Origin of the sequence: Bifidobacterium colobi (assembly GCF_018555455.1) — a bacterium.
GTDB lineage: Bacteria > Actinomycetota > Actinomycetes > Actinomycetales > Bifidobacteriaceae > Bifidobacterium > Bifidobacterium colobi.
The window spans coordinates 111,184-131,054 of sequence record NZ_JAFEJU010000001.1 but is presented as its reverse complement, the minus strand read 5'-3'; the positions used below and the strand labels follow the sequence as shown (position 1 = coordinate 131,054).

At 57.9% G+C, this 19,871-nt stretch carries 15 protein-coding genes and 1 tRNA gene; 7 read left to right on the top strand and 9 right to left on the bottom strand.

Annotation, left to right across the window (positions count from 1 at the left end):
- The first annotated feature begins 108 nt into the window (after positions 1–108).
- Together JS530_RS00595 and JS530_RS00590 are read left to right on the top strand one after the other, a co-directional pair.
- Positions 109–498, top strand: a complete 390-nt coding sequence (locus JS530_RS00595) for a chorismate mutase (protein ID WP_214375346.1) — start codon at positions 109–111, stop codon at positions 496–498.
- 165 nt (positions 499–663) lie between these two features.
- Positions 664–2,718, top strand: a complete 2,055-nt coding sequence (locus tag JS530_RS00590; RefSeq protein ID WP_214375345.1) for a hypothetical protein — start codon at positions 664–666, stop codon at positions 2,716–2,718.
- Positions 2,719–3,098: 380 nt separating this feature from the next.
- Here the strand turns inward: JS530_RS00590 and valS are convergent, their stop codons facing one another.
- The 8 genes from valS to JS530_RS00550 form a co-directional block, all read right to left on the bottom strand.
- Entirely contained in the window at positions 3,099–5,828 is a 2,730-nt protein-coding gene (gene valS / locus JS530_RS00585; RefSeq protein WP_214375344.1) for a valine--tRNA ligase, read from the bottom strand.
- 50 nt (positions 5,829–5,878) lie between these two features.
- Positions 5,879–7,435, bottom strand: a complete 1,557-nt coding sequence (locus JS530_RS00580) for an ABC transporter substrate-binding protein (RefSeq protein WP_214375343.1) — start codon at positions 7,433–7,435, stop codon at positions 5,879–5,881.
- Positions 7,436–7,489: 54 nt separating this feature from the next.
- Positions 7,490–8,155: an endonuclease III gene (nth, locus tag JS530_RS00575; protein ID WP_214375342.1), complete on the bottom strand. Its 666-nt coding sequence runs from the start codon at positions 8,153–8,155 to the stop codon at positions 7,490–7,492.
- 11 nt (positions 8,156–8,166) lie between these two features.
- Positions 8,167–8,943 (bottom strand): winged helix-turn-helix transcriptional regulator, encoded by a 777-nt coding sequence (locus tag JS530_RS00570; RefSeq protein WP_214375611.1) that lies wholly within the window; start codon positions 8,941–8,943, stop codon positions 8,167–8,169.
- Between the two features lie 243 nt (positions 8,944–9,186).
- A complete protein-coding gene (locus tag JS530_RS00565; RefSeq protein ID WP_214375341.1) occupies positions 9,187–9,891 on the bottom strand; it encodes a hypothetical protein in 705 nt (234 codons plus the stop codon).
- 174 nt (positions 9,892–10,065) lie between these two features.
- Positions 10,066–10,644 (bottom strand): manganese efflux pump MntP, encoded by a 579-nt coding sequence (locus JS530_RS00560; RefSeq protein WP_214375340.1) that lies wholly within the window; start codon positions 10,642–10,644, stop codon positions 10,066–10,068.
- Positions 10,645–11,156: 512 nt separating this feature from the next.
- A complete protein-coding gene (locus tag JS530_RS00555) occupies positions 11,157–11,651 on the bottom strand; it encodes an inorganic diphosphatase (RefSeq protein WP_150379038.1) in 495 nt (164 codons plus the stop codon).
- Positions 11,652–11,725: 74 nt separating this feature from the next.
- Positions 11,726–14,032: an alpha-1,4-glucan--maltose-1-phosphate maltosyltransferase gene (locus tag JS530_RS00550; protein ID WP_214375339.1), complete on the bottom strand. Its 2,307-nt coding sequence runs from the start codon at positions 14,030–14,032 to the stop codon at positions 11,726–11,728.
- Between the two features lie 229 nt (positions 14,033–14,261).
- On the opposite strand from JS530_RS00550, the gene JS530_RS00545 reads away from it, so the two are divergent.
- Complete coding sequence (locus JS530_RS00545; RefSeq protein ID WP_214375338.1) at positions 14,262–16,199, top strand: cell surface protein; 1,938 nt, start codon at positions 14,262–14,264, stop codon at positions 16,197–16,199.
- A gap of 150 nt (positions 16,200–16,349) precedes the next feature.
- On the opposite strand, the gene JS530_RS00540 is transcribed toward JS530_RS00545, so the two are convergent.
- Positions 16,350–16,423, bottom strand: a tRNA-Met gene (locus JS530_RS00540).
- Positions 16,424–16,617: 194 nt separating this feature from the next.
- Between JS530_RS00540 and JS530_RS00535 the strand changes: the two genes are divergently transcribed.
- From JS530_RS00535 to JS530_RS00520, 4 genes are all read left to right on the top strand, one after another.
- Complete coding sequence (locus JS530_RS00535) at positions 16,618–17,658, top strand: homoserine O-succinyltransferase (protein WP_214375337.1); 1,041 nt, start codon at positions 16,618–16,620, stop codon at positions 17,656–17,658.
- Positions 17,659–18,116: 458 nt separating this feature from the next.
- Positions 18,117–18,926 carry a F0F1 ATP synthase subunit A gene (gene atpB, locus JS530_RS00530; RefSeq protein ID WP_214375336.1) on the top strand — a complete coding sequence of 270 codons (810 nt, stop codon included), beginning with the start codon at positions 18,117–18,119 and terminating at the stop codon, positions 18,924–18,926.
- Between the two features lie 100 nt (positions 18,927–19,026).
- Positions 19,027–19,257, top strand: coding sequence for an ATP synthase F0 subunit C (atpE, locus tag JS530_RS00525; RefSeq protein WP_033890625.1), 231 nt, complete (start codon positions 19,027–19,029; stop codon positions 19,255–19,257).
- Between the two features lie 89 nt (positions 19,258–19,346).
- Positions 19,347–19,868 (top strand): F0F1 ATP synthase subunit B, encoded by a 522-nt coding sequence (locus JS530_RS00520; RefSeq protein ID WP_214375335.1) that lies wholly within the window; start codon positions 19,347–19,349, stop codon positions 19,866–19,868.
- Positions 19,869–19,871: the final 3 nt, after the last annotated feature.

The following is a 19,871-nucleotide window of genomic DNA, read 5'->3' as shown; positions in this document are numbered from 1 at the left end:
CATTAGGTCATTGTTTGGATGCCTTATTAGGTACGAAGTACTGAATACTGAGGCGTGTGAGACGTTGATGATCGCGTAAAACCCTGACGGGGGAGTATCCTCGAAACTATGAGCGCAACGAACAGTGACTGGCAGAGGACAACCATCGATTCCGCCCAAGCGGCGGCCCATCCTGAGACCGCAAAGGCGGTGGCGCAGATCAAGGCATTGCGCCAATCCATCGACAATATCGATTCCGCTGTGATTTCCCTGCTTGCCGAGCGCTTCAAGACCACGTCACAGGTGGGCGTGCTGAAGGCCAATGCAGGATTCGCGCCTGAGGATATGAAACGTGAGGATTATCAGATCGAGCGTCTGCACCGTATTGCCATCGAGGCTGGTCTGGATCCGGAGATTGCGGAGAAATACCGCGAATTCGTGGTCACCGAGGCCAAGAAACGGCATCAGCGCATCGCCGATGCCGGCGGCGATCCGGGCGTCCTCGATGTGTTCGCCTAAGTTTGGCTGTTTGACATCGGATCATTTTTCCATATTGGGCAACATAAGGCGAATATCGTAGACAACTATTTGGTTACCGCTGAGCGAATTGCCTATATGAAGCTACCGTAATCTCAGCTACATTAGGATGCTGCTGGATTATATGCAGAAATGGGGATTCGGAAAATGAAGCTTACTGCCGCGGTGCTGAGTTGCGCCTTGTGCACGACCGGTGCCGTTGGCGGCGCATGGCTGGTTCGTCCGCCTGAACCGGATTATGCTGCGGAACTTGAAGCCGCAAGCAGCATATATGCGGTGACCGATGCGCAAGGCGAGCCCAGCCGGTTCTATGCGGTAAAAACCTCGGATAGCACCCAAAACAATAGTGCTGCGATGGTGAGCCGAGTACCGCAATCCGAAGCGCAATTGCCATGGAACGTCAGCGTCACGTATTCCCTAGACGGTCCGAATGTGGAAGCTGAGCAGGTATCCAACGCCAGCGGTCTGGTCGGCGTGCACATCACAGTCCGCCCGCAACAGACAGCCGGCAAAACCGCGAATCGCAGTGTTCCAGTAGTGGCATTCACCATCCCCAGTCAAGTGGCCAGCGACGTCTCTGCAGACGATAATGTGACCGTAAACACCCAAGGCACCACTACAGTGATTGCTGCCACGGGCCATGCCGCCGCTCCATTGGATTTCAACGTCTACATGAACGCGAAGCACTTTACGATGAGTGCTCTCGCGCTCGCCATACTACCGTCTGATTCCAGTGCCAAGACAGCAGACCCGGACCAGCATAGTCAGACTCAATCTGATACTCCTGCAATAGGTGCCGCTCCGGATGCCGCGGGCACTGCTGCCGCGCCCAACAATGGGCAGCAGTCAGCGGTAGAGCAATTGACTGCCAATGCATCAATGTTGGTCGATTCCCTTACCGATGCCGGTTCCGGCGAACATCAGCAGCTGGTCGATCAGCTCAAAGCTTTGCGCACCAACGAGCAGCAGCTTGCCCAAACCGTCACGAGCGAACGTGCAGCCGCGCATAAGCAGACATTCCAGAACTATATGGCCGCGTATGTGGGCTCCTATACCACCCATCTTTCCGGTTCTCTTGGCACTTCCACACAACTGCCCGCGCTGGTCGGTACGGCTGGCGAGCTGTCTGGTGATACGCCGCTCGCTCAGGCGGTGCTCGACTTGGCGAATGCGGTCAACAATGTGAGTGCTGCTCACATGCACGATGGTGCCGTGGACGCGCTGGATGAGGTGATTCGCCGAATACAGCAGCAGGGCACCACCGGTTTGACCGATGATCTCACCAAGGAGGCGGCCGAGGAAGCCACCAAAGGTGCTCAGCAGTATGCGGCCGGTCAGAAGCAGCTGTCCGCTGCGATGATTCCTTATTCGATGAAGTACACGGATGTGTATACAGCCAAGCTCAGTGCTTTGACTGGTGGATCTTCAACAGGGGCCACGGCATACGCGCAGCAGGCCATTGACGAAACCAACAACAGCGATGAGCTCAAGGATTCCCAAGCCAAGGTGGACGCGGCAATGGCTGCGCTCGCCGCTGCTTCGGAACATACCGGTAAGTCGCAAGCGCTGAAGCAGATTCTGCTGCGATTCGCCGACCAGTTCGAGAGCGATGATGATAGCGCCACGTCTGCATCGAAGACTGCTGCTTCTGATAATGCTGCGCGTATCCTTACGCAAGGTTTGGCTGACCCGCAATCGCAGTCGTTCTATGGCAAAGCGAAGGCCGCTACGGCTCAGCGCAAGGCCGCTGCTGCACGCAAACAGGCTCAGGCTGCTCAGCGTCAGCAATCTCAGGATGCTGGTGCTTCGCTGGTTGATGACACGATGTCGATGGCTGCCAGTGATGTGATGAGTTATGCGAATGGTTTGACCTCAGCGCTTGGTACCGGTGGCAAATCGTCTGCTGCGGACTCTTCGTCGCACGCTTCGTCGGCGAAGAAGGATGCGAACTCCTCGAATAAGACGACTGATGCTACTGCTGATAATTCTACGGATGCCGCGCCGGTCCTCTTTGGTCTTCGGCAAAGCGACAGCGCTACATTGCTGACTCATGATATGAGTACGTTGATTAGTGAGACTGTGGAAATCGGTGATGCTGGGCAGCTGATTGCGCAAGCTGCAACACAGTTGAATTCGACGGTGACTTCGCGGCAGCCGGATTCTTCGACGCCAAGTTATCTCATCGTTGTTCCCACGGTGTAAGGAAAGATTGTTGTGCTCTGTTCCTGGGTGTTCCTGGGAGAAGGGGCACCGTCGTGAAAATAAGCCACTGAGATTCGGTCAGTGGCGCATTTTCACGAGGTATTCGATTATTTCGAAAAAATAAGCCACTGAGGTTGACTCAGTGGCGGTTTTTCACGAGCTCAAGGATGATTTCGAAAAAAGAAGCCGCTGAACCGACGTTGCATCAGTTCAGCGGCTTGCAACCTCTCAGTCAGTTAGTGCTGACGGAGAGATGAGCTGAATCACTTCTTCTTAACAGGCCGAGCCGTATAGCGGGAAGCCCAGTGGGCTTCCCGTAGGCGAGGTGAGCGGCTGCCCTATAAGCAGCCGCGAAGGCCGCCTGTTAAGAAGAAGTGGAATCACTTCTTCTTAACAGGCGGCTCTCCGAGCTCGCTGGCGGCTACTGCCACTTCGGTCTCGGGAGCGTCTTCGGCAGCGGATTCCTCGGCATGCTTGGCGACCAGATCGAACTTGCCTACCACACGGCCGGCCTGAGCGATATCGCCCAGAGCGGCGTGAATAGCGTCCACACCATCCTGTGCGGCGGTCAGCGCCACGGAGAGAATCGGGGTCTTCATGGAGACCTTGGCTTCGGACTTGATCTTGCGCAGCTGCTCCACAGCCTTGCCAGCCCAAGTCAGCAACTCCGGGGAAACGCCGGTTGCAGCCTCAATGTACGGTTCCGGAGTCGGCCAGGAGGCGCGGTGCACGGAACCAGAGCCGGCGTGCATCCAGCTCCACACCTCTTCGGTGGCGTACGGCAGGTACGGAGCCAGCAGACGCGCGAAGGCGTCGAGACCCAGGCCCAGAGCGGTACGGGCGGAACGCACGGCCTTCTCGGAAGGAGCCTCGCCCTTCTCGTCCGGGGTGCCGTAAGCACGGTTCTTCACGAGCTCGATGTAGTCATCGCAGAACTGCCAGAAGTAGCTTTCGATGACTTCCAGAGCCTTGGAATGCTCGTAAGCCTCCAGCGCATCGGTGGCGGCACGCACCACATGAGCCAGCTTGGCCATGGCGGCGCGATCCAGCGGCTCGGTCACATCGGCCGGGTTCCATGCAGCGGTGGCAGCCTCGCCAACGTGATGGTTCTCGTCCTCGCGGCCGATGGCCAGGGCGAACTTGGTGGCGTTCAGCAGCTTGATGGCCAGTCGACGGCCGATCTTCATCTGGCCAACGTCGTAGGTGGCGTCGAGACCCAGACGAGCAGCGGCAGCCCAGTAACGCACGGCGTCGGCACCGAACTTCTCAATCGGCTCGTTCGGCACCACGACGTTGCCCTTGGACTTTGACATCTTCTTGTGGTCCGGATCCAAGATCCAACCGGACAGGGTGGCGTGTGCCCATGGCAGGCACTTGTTCTCGAGGTGTGCACGATCCACGGTGGAGAACAGCCAGGTGCGGATGATGTCCTGACCCTGCGGACGCAGATCCATCGGGAAGGTGGATGCGAACAGCGCCTTGGATGCCTCATCCGGCTCGGCCCAGTGGGTCACGATCTGCGGAGTCAAGGAAGAGGTGGCCCAGGTGTCCATGATGTCCTTCTCGGCGGTGAAGCCACCGGGCACATCACGCTGGGACTCAGTGTAGCCTTCCGGCACATCGATGGTCGGATCGATCGGCAGACGATCCTCGGACGGGGTCAGCGGGTGATCGTAATCGGCGGAGCCGTCGGCCTTGACCGGGTACCACAGCGGGAACGGCACACCGAAGAAGCGCTGGCGGGAGATCAGCCAGTCGCCGTTCAGACCGTGCACCCAGTTCTCGTAGCGCACGCGCATGAAGTCCGGGTGGAAGTTCAGTTCCTTGCCGCGTTCGATTAGCTCGGCGTTCAGCTTCGGGTCGGTGCCACCGTTCTTCAGGTACCACTGGCGGGATGTGACGATTTCGAGCGGCTTATCGCCCTTCTCGTAGAAGTTCGTCATACGCTTGGTCGGCGTCGGCTCACCGTCCATGTCGCCGGATTCGCGCAGCTTGTCGACAATCACCTTGCGAGCGGAGAACGTGGTCTTGCCGGCGGTCTCGGCGAAGATCTCGCGGCCGGCCGGATCGGTGATCCAATCCGGGGTGTCCATCACGATACGGCCGTTGCGCTGGATGATGGAACGGGTCGGCAGCTTGAGGTCGCGCCACCACTGCACATCGGTCACATCACCGAACGTACAGCACATGGCGATGCCGGCGCCCTTGTCCATTTCGGCGGCCGGGTGGGCCAGAATCGGCACCTTCACCTTGAACAGCGGGGAGTAGACCTCCTGGCCGAAGTACTTCTTGTAACGATCGTCATCCGGGTTGGCGATCAGCGAGGTGCAGGCGGCCAGCAGCTCCGGACGGGTGGTTTCGATGTAAATCGGGGTGCCGTCCTCGAAGCGGAAGGCGATCTTGTGGTAGAAGCCCGGGTATTCGCGGGATTCCAGCTCGGCCTGAGCCACTGCGGTCTGGAAGGTCACATCCCACAGGCCCGGAGCGTCCTGCTGATAGGCCTCGCCGCGGGCAAGGTTGCGCAGGAACGCCTTCTGGGCCACACGCTGCGGGTGTTCGCCGATGGTGTGGTAGGTCTGGGACCAGTCGATGGACAGGCCCAGCTTGCGCCACAGTGCCTCGAACAGCTTCTCATCCTGGGCGGTCAGCTTCTCGCACAGCTCGATGAAGTTCTTACGGGAAATCGGCACCTGATCCTTGGCCTGGATCTTCTTGCCGTCAGTGCCCTCGTACGGCGGCTTGAAATCCGGGTCGTACGGCAGGGAGACGTCCACGCGCACGCCGTAGTAGTTCTGCACACGGCGCTCGGTCGGCAGGCCGTTATCGTCCCAACCCATCGGGTAGAACACGTCATAGCCGCGCATGCGCTTGTAACGAGCGATCACGTCGGTATGCGTGTAGGAGAACACGTGACCCACGTGCAGCGAACCGGAGACGGTGGGCGGCGGGGTATCGATGGAATACACGGCCTTGCGGTCACGAGTGTTGTTGAACTTGTAGGTGCCGTTCTCATCCCAAACGGCGCGCCACTTATCCTCAAGACCGTCTACGCCGACCTTGTCGGGCAGCGGGGTGAGGTTGGCGTTGATGATGGAATTGCCTTCAGTCATAAGGCCAAAGTTTATGCATGTTGTATGACAAGGAATAACCGGCGGAAAGACTACTGCTGATTCTTCTTCAGCGAGACCAATGGCATGCGCGTCTCGATCAGCGACGTCGGGTAGCCGGATACCGTATCGCTGGCCACGGTGAAGCATTTGCGCGTATACAGCCAGTCGCTGGCCGCATCCTCGCTAAGAATCTTCGCATAGGCCTTCATACGTTCGGCATACTCCTGATCATTGGTTGCTTCGCGCGCGGATGCATACGCCTGTTCGGCTTCCGCATGATCGTAATGGAACATGGAATCCGGATTCGCGAAGGTGCCGGCATCATCGGTATCGTCCATGCTCATCAAGGTCAGCTCCCATGCACCATCCTGGATGCGCTTGGCATAATCCTCGTCGGAGACCACTTCAAGGTTGACTTTCGGTAATGGTACTTGGCTGATTTGCTGGGCAATGTTCTCGCCCAATGTACGGTAGCGTTCGGTGACTACCAAGTTGACTGTTTGAATAAATTCTGGACTGAAGAAGCCGAGCATGGTGCGCGCTGTGCCTACATTGTGCGGAAAGTCCCCTGTTCGATCCTCATATCCAGACTCCAGCGGACTGATGGGGCCGCCCAGTGGCCCGGCTGAGTCGGGCTGACTGGAGGCGATGGCCGAGGCGTCAATCAGGTGACGCATGGCTTTGCGGATTTGCTCGTCCGACATCAGCGAATCCGTACCATTGTTGAATGCCAACAGTACTTTGCTGGTTGTGGTGCCCTCGCTGACTTTGAATCCGCTTGCTGCGGCGAATTCCTGCGCCACTGATGTGCTGGCCGGCATCGCCATGTCAAGGTCGCCTGCCTTGAGCTGCTTGATCAGCGTTGCCTCGTCGGCTTCCTTAACGAACATGATGTTGTTGACTTGGGGATGATCACCGTGGTATTCGCGGTTATCAGTCAGTGTGAGGCGCCTGCCGGTGTCAAGGTAGGCGGTGAATGGGCCGGAGCCTACGGCCTGCTTGCTGTAGTCAACATCGCCGGCTTCGGAATCATAGACGATGCCGAGTCTGCCGGACAGTGCGCGCAGCAGTGTGGGATTTGGCTTGGCCAAGGTGATGACCACGGTAGAAGCGTTGGGATTGGTGATGGATTTGAGTTCACCGAGCTGATCCACATCGGCATGATCTTGAGAGACTGCCTGCTGCAGGGACCACACCACGTCGGAGGCGTCCAAAGGATGATTATTGGAGAACCTGACTTTGTCGACAATGCTCAGGGTGTAGGTAAGCCCGTCGCTTGAGATTTTCCAACTGGTGGCGAGCGATGGTTGCAGCTGGTTCTTCTGGTCAACGCGAATCAGGGTTTCGTACACGTTGTCCAGCAATATGCGTTCGGCGGCAGGAGAGCTTTGCGAACGGACATCCAATGATTGCGGCAGATCGGTGACGCCCACCTTCACTGTGCCGCCCGGTTCAGGCAACATCAAATCGTCGATTGAACCGCGATTGCCCATGAAGAACAGCCCCGCACATACTGCAGCGGCCAGTGCGCAGGCTACGCCGAGGAAAATACCCCAATTCCTCAATCCGTGTGCATTGCTGTGACGATTCGCTTTCCTATGCTGCATACGGCCCAGTGTAGCGCCGCGGCCCTATGCAAGTCGCTATCGCACATCAGGGGCTTATGCTGCAGGTTCGAAACTTGGACAGGACTGTGCCAGCGGGCAGTGCGCGCAGTCAGGTTTGCGCGCATGACAGGTGACACGACCGAACAGAATCAGTCGATGACTCAGATCGGTCCACTCCTCAGGAGGGAAGCACGCGGTGATTTCCTTTTCGATTTTGACCGGATCAGGATGCGCGGTCCGCCAATCCGAACGCCAACGCAACCGACCTGTCACACGCATCACATGCGTATCGACCGGAAAGCCGGGGATTCCAAACGCATTGCCCAGCACTACGTTCGCGGTTTTGCGGCCTACGCCCGGCAGACTCGTCAGCTCATCCATCGTATGCGGCACCACACCGTCGAACTGCTCATCCAGAGCAGTGGCCAAGCCAATCAAATGCTGTGTTTTGGATCGGTAGAAGCCGAGCGGATGAATAATATCCTCAACCTGTGCGGGATTTGCTGCAGCCAATGCCGCAGCAGTCGGATAGGTGGCGAACAGTTCGGGAGTGACTGTGTTGACGCGTTTATCGGTGGTTTGCGCGCTTAATACCGTGGCAATCAGCAGTTCCAGCGGAGATGTGAAGTGCAGCGCGCATTTTGGCGTTGGGATTACTTGGCAGAGCACAGCATATTCATTGTGCATGCGTGCGATGCGAGCGGTTTTACTTTCGCGCATGGAAGATGGTCTTACGCAGCTTGGCCGGCAATGCCGTCGGCCTCAGCAGTGTTGTGCGCGTTTGCTTTGGCAGCTTCCTGAGCGGCTGCATCGCCCCGGTCGTTTTCAGGCGGGTCGAAACGGTAGCCCACATTGCGCACCGTGCCGATGAGATGCTCGTATTCGCCGCCGAGTTTGGCGCGCAGACGACGGATGTGCACATCCACGGTGCGGGTGCCGCCGTAGTAGTCGTAGCCCCATACTTCCTGCAGCAGCTGAGCGCGCGTGAACACGCGACCGGGATGCTGCACCAAGTATTTCAGCAGCTCGAATTCCTTGTACGCCAAGTCAATAGGACGGCCATGCAGGGAAGCGGTGTATCCATTAGTGTCCACAATCAGGTCGCCGGAACGAATCTGACCATCTTCCACCGTGGTGGTCGGTTCGGAAGTTGAACCGGAAGCGGTGGTAGCCGGGGCATTGCCTCGTTCGGATACCAAACGCAGACGGCCTTCGACCTCGGCGGGAGAAGCGGTGGTGACCACCACGTCGGCGATGCCCCATTGGGAGTTGACCACGGTAAAACCGCCTTCGGTCAACACCAGTACGATCGGCGTAGACAGCCCGGACGCGTGAATCAATCGGCACAGGGTTTTCGCGGTGGCCAAGTCGTCGCGGGCGTCAAGGAAGAGAATGGTGTTCTCCGGCATCTTTACCAGGCTGGCTGCGTCCATGGGCAGCACGCGCACGCGATGGGAGAGCAGAGCAAGGGATGGCAACACGGTGGCGGGGTCGCTGGCGAATGTCATCAACGTCAAATCCGTCACGTTGATTCCCCCTCATGCTTACATTCGCAAGGTAGCTCACGAACAGTACCGATATGTGACCTGTGAGACGGACGCTCTCACGTCAGCGCCGTCACGTTGTCCTTTATTGTACGCGCGCGTACGGGACAGGGGTGTACCTTTGCGGAATATGAACGTGCGCTGTCTGCGATATGGTTCACAGACAGCGCACGCATAGTGGGTTTTGGCTGATGGACTAAGTCTGATTCAGGCGCCGAGGCGGGCGAGAATCAATGTGGCGGACGCAATGGTGACGCCCATGAGCATGACCGGCAACAGACCGGTGCCGATCCACGGATGGCGAATCGTCGGATCCGGGTCGGCATCACGAACCCAGAGCGTGGATGCCACAGCAAGCGCCAGCGCTAGAATCACCAGCGCGATGATGGTGATGGTGCTTTCGGTGTCGCCTTTGAGCAGCATGGAGCCAAGCGCGGGAAGGAAACACCAGCCAGCCACTGCGATGGCGGCCACACCGGACGTCACGGCATGGGAGAGGGCGCGAATCAGATGAGAGCGTTCTTTGCGGGCCATTTGACGGCCGAAGGAGAAGATGACGAGCACCACGAGCAGCAGACCGGCGGCCACTGCCCAGGAATACCACGGGTAGGCATCGCCGTTCTTGGACATCTGCTCAGGTGGAATATCGTTGGAGGGGAAAGGTACCGCGACGAAAATCAGCGATGCCACGCCGAACGCGATGGTAACCGCACGATCCAACGTGGAGCCGCGGAAAGGCCAGAACAGCACGAACTCACCCAGCACCAATGCCGCGATAATCAGTGGAATCGCCGGAAACATGCTGCGCGTAGGAATAGCTGTGGCCGCGATGAGCAGCACATAGGCGGTCAGCTGGGTCAGCAGCATGCTCAACGCCTTGTGCTTCCAATTCTTCTGAGTGATCTCGGTCATATGAACCTCTCGAAAAGTCAAATGCTCCGTATTATCCTACGCCGTTCGGTGGAGTGGCGGCGCTAAGTATGCGTACCAGCCATGTACTCGCATACATAGTGAGGGTTTTCGGCATTGAATCGGCGTTATGTATGCGGTACGTACGTTGTGCCGCATACATAGTGAGGATTAGGGTCAGAAAGCAATGATGCCGAGGTGTTCGAGCACCACTTTAACGCCGATGAGGATCAGCACCACGCCACCGGCGATCTGCGATGGCTGCTGCCAGCGGGATCCGAAAATACGTCCGATGTACAAGCCTGCCGCGGAGAACAGGCCGGTGACCACGCCAATGCATGTCACAGCGAAAACAACATTGGTTTTCATGAACGCAAAGCTCACGCCCACGGCAAACGCGTCGATGCTGCATGCCACGGCGAGAGGCAGCATATGCTTCCAGTCGAACTGCGGGGTTTCCTTGGCGTTCTCCTCAGGTTCTTCGAACGCCTCACGCACCATGTTGCCGCCGATGAACGCCAGAAGAGCAAAAATGATCCAATGATCGAATTCGGTGACATATGAGCTGAATGCGGATGCGGCAAAATATCCAAGCAAAGGGAATAACGCTTGGAAGCCGCCGAACCACAGCGCGGTCTTGATGGCATCCACCGTGCGGACTTTATGAACGGTGAGGCCTTTGCCGATAGACACGGCGAATGCGTCCATGGAGAAGGAAATGGAAATCAACAGGGTTTGGATGATTATCGAAATCATAGAGAGTGCAAAAGGTTCATCGCCGAATCGTCTTCGTGCGATGGGCCTCGACCAGCGTTCCCACACGCCGCCTACGCCTAGTTGAAAAGACAAAACATCATCATAACACTAGGGGCGATTAATAATGCCTCCCTCTGTTGAGGGAGGTGGACGGCGAAGCCGGACGGAGGGAGAGCGGCCATGGAGAACATGTCGGTGAAACCGACGCCTGATACAACGAAAGGCCCCCGAGGGAGCCTTTCGTCATGCTGTATTACGCTGAAGCGCAGTCGAAATCACTTCTGGGAAGCGGCGAGGCGCTCGCGGGCTTCAGCGATCTCCTTCTCGGCCACGGTCCTGCAATTACGGACAGCCTTCGGCTGGCTCATTATTGGCTCAGCCGCTGTCGCGTCTTCGCACGTGGCCGCGGACAGCCCACTGGGCTGTCCTGACGGAAATCACTTCGCCGTGCGCGTTTCACGCGCCTTCGCGGCATAGCCGCTCACCTCGGCTAGTGACAGCTCACTGGGCTGTCACTTAGACGCCTCGGCCAGACGCTCACGCGCCTCCTTGATTTCCTTCTCGGCCACGTCCGCACCAGTCCAGTAATCGCCGGGCTTGACTTCCTTGCCGGGCTCCAGGGCCTTGTACTGCTCGAAGAAGTGCTTGATCTCAGCGAGGTGGTACTCGTTGACATCCTTGACGTCCTTGACACCGTCGTAGCGCACGTCAGCCGGCACGCACAGCACCTTGTCGTCGCCGCCCTCTTCGTCTTCCATGTGGTACAGGCCAACAGCGCGGCACTCAATCACGCAGCCCGGGAACACGGAGTTGGTGACCATCACGAGGGCGTCCAGCGGATCGCCATCCTCGCCCAGGGTGCCCTCGATGTAGCCGTAGTCATCCGGGTAACCCATAGCGGTGAAGAGCTCACGGTCCAGGAACACGCGACCGGTCTCCTGGTCGACTTCGTACTTGTTCTTGGAGCCGCGCGGAATCTCGACCACAACGTTGAAGGTTTCTGCCATTGTTTATCTCCTTATCTGGAAACTATTCGTTACACACACTACTACCGACTGCGCAAGTCGGCATCATCGGGTTTTCACTGCACCGACAGGATGTGCGCCACGTCAGCCCACGGGGCGAGCGAAACGTAGTTGTCCCAGCCCCACTGGAATTCGCGGCCGGTCAGCTCATCGCGCACCGTCAGCGGACGGTCGGTGGGCAGACCAAGCTCGCCGAGCTCAACGTGCACCATCGACTGATGCGCGTTGTGACCATCGAGGTTGACCACCACAATCAGCGTATCCGCCTGGCCAGTGCCGGTCAGTTCGGCCGGAGTATGGCGGGCGAATGCCAGAATATTCGGATCAGAGGTGGGCAGGATGGTCAGGTTATGGTAGCTCAGCGCAGCCGGGTGAGCGCGACGGATCTTGTTCAGCGCAATGAGCATCTTGGCCACGCCATAACGCTCGGCCTTGGACCAGTCACGAACCTTGACCTCATACTTTTCGTTGTCGATCTGCTCCTCGAAACCAGGACGCTGCTTGTTTTCGATGAGCTCGAAGCCATTGTAGATGCCCCAGCTCGGCGAGCCCATGGCGGCGAGCACCGCACGCACGCAATGGCCGGCGATTCCGTTGTCGCGCACATAGGCGGTGAGGATATCCGGGGTGGTGGGCCAGAAGGTGTTGTGCTGGTAGTAGCCGTCGTCGCCATTGGTGACCGGCAGGTACTCCTCCAGCTGCTCCTTGGTGTTACGCCACGGGAAGTAGCAGTGGGACTGGGTGAAGCCCACGTAGCTCAGCGCGCGCATCATGCCAGGGCGGGTGAAAGCCTCGGCCAGGAACAGAATCTCCGGGTGCTTGCGCGTCACGGCGGCGATCACATCCTGCCAGAAGCGAACCGGCTTGGTGTGCGGGTTGTCGATACGGAAGATGGTGACGCCCGCGTCGATCCACAGGTTCAGCACACGCTCGACTTCCTTCTCGATGCCGGGCATATCGGCGTTGAAGTCAATCGGGTAGATGTCCTGATACTTCTTCGGCGGGTTCTCGGCAAAGGCGATGGTGCCGTCCGGCTTGTGGCGGAACCAATCCGGGTGCTGCTTGACCCACGGGTGATCAGGAGAGCACTGCAGTGCGAAATCAAGGGCGATTTCGAGGCCCAGCTCATGAGCGCGGGCGGTCAGGGCCTTGAAATCATCCATCGTGCCGAGCAGCGGGTCAACGGTATCGTGGCCGCCGAGCTCGGAGCCAATGCCGAACGGGGAACCCGGATCGTCGGGACCGGCGACCAGCGAATTATTGCGACCCTTACGGTTGGTCACACCAATCGGGAAGATCGGCGGCAGGTAGACAATGTCGAAGCCTTCCTTCTTAGCGCGTTCAAGACCGGCAATCGAGGTCTTCAGCGTACCCTGAATGATCTTGCCGGTGTTCGGGTCGATTGTGGCGCCTTCGGAACGCGGGAAGAACTGGTACCAGGCGGCGAAGCTGGACTTCGGACGCTCCACCTTGAAGCGCTGCGGCTGGCTGGGGGAGATGCCGTCGCGCAGCGGGTTGGACTCGTGCAAGGCGGCGATATGCGGGTTGTCGCCAGCGGCCAGACGCTCCTCGGGGCTCAAGGACTCATCAGCCATTGTTTCAGCGGCCTGCTGCAGAGCCTTGCGCTCGCGGGCCGGAAGTCCGGCGTCCGGAGTCACCGCCCAGCGGGCCAGCAGCTCGGCGCCGGAGTTCAAAGCGTTGTCCACATCGTCATGGACCTTCACCTTGATGCGGGCGTCGTGCAGCCAGGACTTGTAGGTATCTTCCCAGCCTTCGATGGTCACGGTCCATTCGCCAAGCTGACGCTTGATTGCGGCGTGACCATCTTCCCAAGGCTTCAGATCGCTATGCTCGCCGCACTTCAGCGTGACTTCCCAGCGGTCGAGGCCAGGATTGGTGCAGGTCATGGCGCGGCGCAGCATTTCCTTGCCGCGGGCGTTACGCACGATGGCGGTGGCGCCCACCTTGGTACGACCCTCGATGAACACTTGGGCGGTCACCTTGAACGGTTCGCCAAGTTCCACGCGAGCCGGGTAGATGCCGCGTTCCTCGTTCGGAGTGATGTCCATAACGTTGATGCGGCCAAACTGGCCAAGTTCCTTGGCCTCAATGGTGGGAGCCGGAGCTTCGCCGGTCAGACCCTTGAGGGCTGCGTTGGCGCGTGCGGTTTCCGCATCGACGCGCTTGCGAGTGGTCTTGGTGGTCTTGGATGCTTGTGCGGCCTTGGATCGGGTGGTCGTCTTTGACTTCGCCGACTTGGCGGACTTGGAGACCTTTGCGGTCTGAGCGGCCTCAACGGCCTTGGAGTTGTTGTCGGAATATGTGCGCGAATCCGCGCTATGTTGTACTGCCATACCGCCCATTCTAAGGGGAATCCAACATTTGGCGTGCATTGTGGACAACTTTTGGATGAACGTTCGATAAATGGCTTGAAGTGGATAACTCGATACCCAAGTTATCCACAACTCGCCGGAAAACGGCAAGCTCGAACCACATGGGTCAAAAAACAAGCGTTCAACGGCTGCAATCTGCCATGCTCAGGGGCTATCGGCTCGCAACGACGCGAGCGATCCTCACGGCGAAAGGACGAGCATGAAGACTTCATGGTTGAGGAAACGAATGATGGCAATCGGTGCCATGGCAGTGGGTATGGCGCTGATGCTTGGCGTGCTAGTTGGGCTGCCGGTTACAGCGCAGGCAGCTTCGCTGACGCAGGCGCCAAGCAATACCTATGTGCTGTACCACCACGGTGGGCAGCAGTATGCGGTAGGGATGGCTGGAATCAGTCCGGACGGCAGCCAGTTCTACTGCATTGAGGCGGGAATTCTCACTGATTATGAGATCGGTCCGATTGAAATAGTCAAGAATGAATATGCGGCTCGAGTGGCTTGGCTTCTGGATAAGTACCGCAGTGCCAGCACGCTTGATCATGCTGCGGTGGCGGTGGTCGTACAGGATAAGTACGGAGCCGCGAGCTGGGGATCGCATAGAAAGGTGATTGAATCCACTCGCGCGGACATCATCGCCCGCGCGGCGGAGATTTGGGCTGAAGCGGAACGCCATGCGCCGGCGAACGCCACGGTGGAGCGCACCTATGCCGAAGGCCTTCGGCAGGGCGAAGTCAAGGTAGCGGTGACCAATGGTGCGCAGCAGCCGATTGCCGGCGTGCCGTTCACCGTGACGTTGGAAGGTCCTGCGGTGTTCGCCGCGAATGGCAAGGCGAGCATCAGTGATACTTCGCAGTCATCGGCCAAGAGTTTCACTTGGAAAGCCACAGGGCGGGGCACGGTCAAGGCGACTACGTCCTATGATTCCGGACAGCTCAAGCGCATGATTGGCTTGCAGGACATGATGGCATTCGATTCGATGAGCGCCACGCCCGGCGAAGCGGTGAACTTCAAGGTGCGCAAGGATTTCACACCATCGGTTTCGACTGTGGCTTCCGACAAAGTGTTGGATGCTGGTTCGCAGGTGTTCGACGAGGTGACCAGCGGGGTGGCTGATGCGGACAGCCACTGGGTGCCAAATATGTTGCTTGAGGCGCAGGGCTACTATTTCGATGGCTTGGCGAAAGAGGATTTAGGTAAGATGCTTGCTCCCGGAACTGGCCAAAGCGCGGATGACTACATAGCGAACATTGAGGGCGATGGATATAAGCCATCGGCGTATGGCAGCGTATCGTTTACCGGTCCTAATCAGCACGCGCGTGTGCAGGCTATGACCAAGCCTGATGGCAGCAAGCCGTATGTGACACCAAGCTCAGGAGGATTCGGCACCTGGGTGTGGGTGTTCCGTAAAACACACCAAAGCAAGGAAGCGCAAGAATATCTTGTTGGTGATTGGAGCAGTACGTTTTTGGAAACCGCTGAAAGCAACTCGAACAGGAGCAAGCTTGAAGTGGAATCCACGGTGACCGAACATTCCGCTGCTGTTGGTGCTGAGTTGAGCGACACCATTACGATTTCCGGCTTCCCGGAAGATCACGGCAGTTTTACCGGCAACAAGGATTATGGGTTCGGTGCCGACCGGCCGCATGCGCAAGTGAGTGTGTGGTGGGCGGGAGATCCGTTCGATGCTTCCAAAGATGAGGCATATAAGCCGGCAGGTGCTGAGGTTCCTCAGGAAGATGAACATCATAAGCTGCTTGTTACATGGGATATTCCAGCGAAGAACGGCACGTTCAAAGTGGGTTCCGGCATTCCGGATGCGAACGGTGATCCGATGAATCTAGTGGCTGAGCAGCACGGGTGGTATGTGTTCGTGTGGGAGTTCAAAGGTGATGACCGGGTCATGCCAGCGGCAAGCCGATATGACGATGCATGGGAGCGTACGCGTGTGCGCGAATGCGAGGAGGAATGCGAAGAACCTTGCGAAGAGGAGGAGCCTGAGCCTGAGGAGGAGTCCGAGGAACCGGAGCCGCTTTCCCATACCGGATCCAGTGCGATACCCATGGCAGGGATTGCCGCATCGGCGCTGACTGTTGGCCTCATCGTGCTGGTGATTGCGCGCAAACGCCGAATGGAACAGTGACAGCCACGGTGTTGCGATTGCTATCGGCTCCTGAGCGGCAGCGGCATATGTGACATTCGGAGCTGGTGACTGCTGGCGCTGTACCGCTGGATCGCTGGCCGTGGCAACGAAAAAGCCGGAACCCATTTGGATTCCGGCTTGTTCTTGTAGTAGCGGGGCATGGATTTGAACCATGGACCTCTGGGTTATGAGCCCAGCGAGCTACCGAGCTGCTCCACCCCGCGTCGGCTTGTCTTTCAGACAGCTCTATCTACAATACTGTTGAATCAAAATATGTCAATATGTAACTCCCATCGGCGTGTCGCGGCTGGTGTTTTGGATGATAATTGTGCGCGTCATAAGCGGAATCTATGTGGTCCGCGGCGCAAAGTTGCGCATGCAAGGTGCAACATATCCGATTCGCGGCCATAATGAGAACATGCCTATCAAAATTCCCAGTGGCCTGCCGGCCCGTGACATTCTCGACTCGGAGCGCATCTTCGCTCTTGAGAAGCCCGAAGCAGAGCGTCAGCGTGTGCGCCCGCTCAAACTGGTGATTTTGAATCTGATGCCTAAGAAGATCGAGACCGAAACGCAGTTGCTTCGCCTCATCTCAAAAAGTCCGTTGCAGGTCGAGATCGATTTCATGAAGACCTCCACCCATGAGGCCACGCACGTTTCCGCCGACCATCTGGTGAAGTTCTATGAGACGTTGGATGCGTTCCAAGACAATTATTACGACGGTTTCGTGGTGACCGGCGCTCCAGTGGAGCATCTGCCGTTCGAGGACGTGGATTACTGGGAGGAATTCAAAACCATCCTCGACTGGGCATCCACCCATGTGTTCTCCACCATGTACCTGTGCTGGGGTGCTATGGGCGCGCTGTATTACCGATACGGCGTGTGTAAAGTCGATTACCCGGAGAAAATCTTCGGCGTGTTCCCTCAGTATCTGCAAGATGAATACTGCTTCCTGACCAATGGATTCGATGAGATCGCGTTGCAGCCGCATTCGCGTCTGGCGGGGGTGAACGAAGCGGATCTGGCGTTGAAAAAGCAGGACTTGCAGGTGCTCACGTGGGGCCCGCAGTCCGGTCCAGGACTGGTGGCCACGCGTGACTTCTCCGAAGTGTTCGCACTGGGGCATTGGGAGTACGGCAAGTACACGCTTGCCGAAGAGTACGAGCGCGATATGGCCAAGGGGCTGACCAATGTGCCGTTCCCGAAAAACTACTTCCCGCACGACGACCCGACGCTGGAGCCACTGTTCAGCTGGCGTGCGCATGGCAACCTGCTGTGGCGCAACTGGCTGAACTGGGTGTATCAGACCACGCCATACGATCTGAGCGAGGTGCCGGAACTGAGGAAAGAAAAGAAGCTTGGCACCGACCGGTCGATTCGCCATGTGCCGGGAGGCCCACGTAAGGATGGCTTCGAGCCATTCCTGCATGACGGCTACGGGGTGATTCCTCAGGTCTGACTGCCCCTCGGTCCGCTGCCCGCGAATGGCTCCTCTGCAACGAGAGTCGGGTGATTCGCGGAATGTGAGTTGCTGCACGGTGCATATGACTGTTGCTGTCCGGTTATCGGACAGCAACATTTTCATTATGTGGACAATATAATGATCGAAATGCAGCACATTATGGGTGTCCGTCTAATAGACAAGACATATTGGTAAATAAACCATAACAATGCGGTAAGCCTACAGCGCAGTAGGTTTCACACAAGACACGCCAAGGATTTTCCGCCATGTTGACATTGTCCCAACTCAGGCCAATAATCACCTTTCAGTCATTCGGAGCCGAATGCCGCAGCGTCGACTCCAGTCCACGCCCGGCGAGCTCCGAGGCGAGGCCCCAGAAGTAACGCATACGTCACATTTGGCCACCTCGCTGGTCTAAACTGACACCTGACATTGAAGAAGCAGGAGGCGTGAGAATGAACGAAGCCCTTTTGAATGGGTTGGCTTTGGCCGCGGACGGTCCGAAATTCCCGACCGTTAACGACTTCCTTCTTCCAGAGATTCTCTTCCAGGGAACTCCCTTTGCGCTGAACCGCATCATCATGGTGCGTATCATCGCCACGGTAATCATGCTGGTCATCCTCGGCATCTCCGCCGCACGCGCCAAGCTGATTCCTGGTCGTTGGCAGGGTGCCGTGGAATGGGTCATCGAATTCGTGCGTGACCAGATCGTGTACCAGGTGATGGGCAAGGAGCGCGGTCAGCGCTATCTGCCGATGATTACCACGATGTTCTTCACCATTCTGGTGTTCAACTTGTGCGGCATCATCCCCGGCTTCAACATTGCAGCCACCGCAACCATCACGATGCCGCTGGTCTTCGCAGGCTGGTGCTTCTGCCAGTACTGGATCGCCGGCATTCGCGAAAAGGGCCTTGGCTCATTCCTCAAGGACGAGCTCTTCCCGAAGGGTGTGCCCGCGCCGATCTACATTCTGCTGACCCCGATTCAGATTCTGGAACTGCTGGTGATTCGCCCGGTCTCCCTGACCCTGCGACTCTTCGCCAACATGGTCTCCGGCCACATCACCGTCGGCGTGTGCCTTGCCGCCACCCAGTGGTTCCTCATCGAGATTCCGAACAAGCTGTGGTCCATCCTCGGTGTCGGCACGCTTGCCGCAGGTCTGATCATGACCCTGTTCGAGATCCTGGTCGCGGCACTGCAAGCATTCATCTTCGCCATGTTGACCACTGCATACATCAACATGAGCTACCCGGAAACCGAGTGATCAGCCAAAGCGTGTATCGCTGGCTATTCGCAGGCTTCCGAATTCCCAAGATTTTCAAGATTTCCTTCGTTACAGAAGAAAAACCAGAAAGGAAAAACCCATGGATATCATCACCCTCGCTGAGGTCGCTGGTAATCTCAACGCAATCGGTTACGGCCTTGCCGCCATCGGCCCTGGCATCGGTCTGGGCATTCTGATCGGCAAGACCATCGAAGGTACCGCTCGTCAGCCTGAGCTCGGCGGCCGTCTGCAGACCCTGATGTTCCTGGGCCTGGCATTCGTCGAGATTCTGGCCCTCCTCGGACTGGTGGCCGGCTTCATCTTCCAGTGATCGCGTCCGTTGCCTGCCGCACGGCGCACGCCGGCCGGCGGTAACGAAGCAATCGCAAACGGAAATGAAGCTATGAAAGGAGAACGGCAATGACTTTAGCGGAAGAGAACGGCATCAACCTGTTCATCCCCGAGGTCTACGACATCGTGTGGTCGCTGGTTATTCTGGCCATCATCGCGGTGTTCTTCTACAAGTTCTTCATGCCGAAGTTCCAGGCCATTTTTGATGAGCGTACCGCCAAGATTGAAGGCGGTATCGCCAAGGCAGAACAGGCTCAGAAGGAAGCTGCTGAAGCCAAGGCCAAGTATGAGAGCCAGCTGAGCAACGCCCGCGTGGAAGCCGCCAAGATTCGCGACGACGCCCGTGCCGAAGCATCGCATATCGTTGCCGATGCCCGCGCCCGTGCTGAAGCCGATGCCGCTCAGATTACCGCCAACGCTCAGCGTTCGCTGGAATCCCAGCAGCAGCAGGCCATGGTCTCGCTCAAGGGCGAGGTCGGTGCTTTGGCTACCGCTCTGGCCGGCAAGATTCTTGGTGCCAAGCTTCAGGACAGCGATGTGCAGTCCTCGATGATTGACTCCATGATTGCAGACCTGGACGCCAAGAAGTGACCG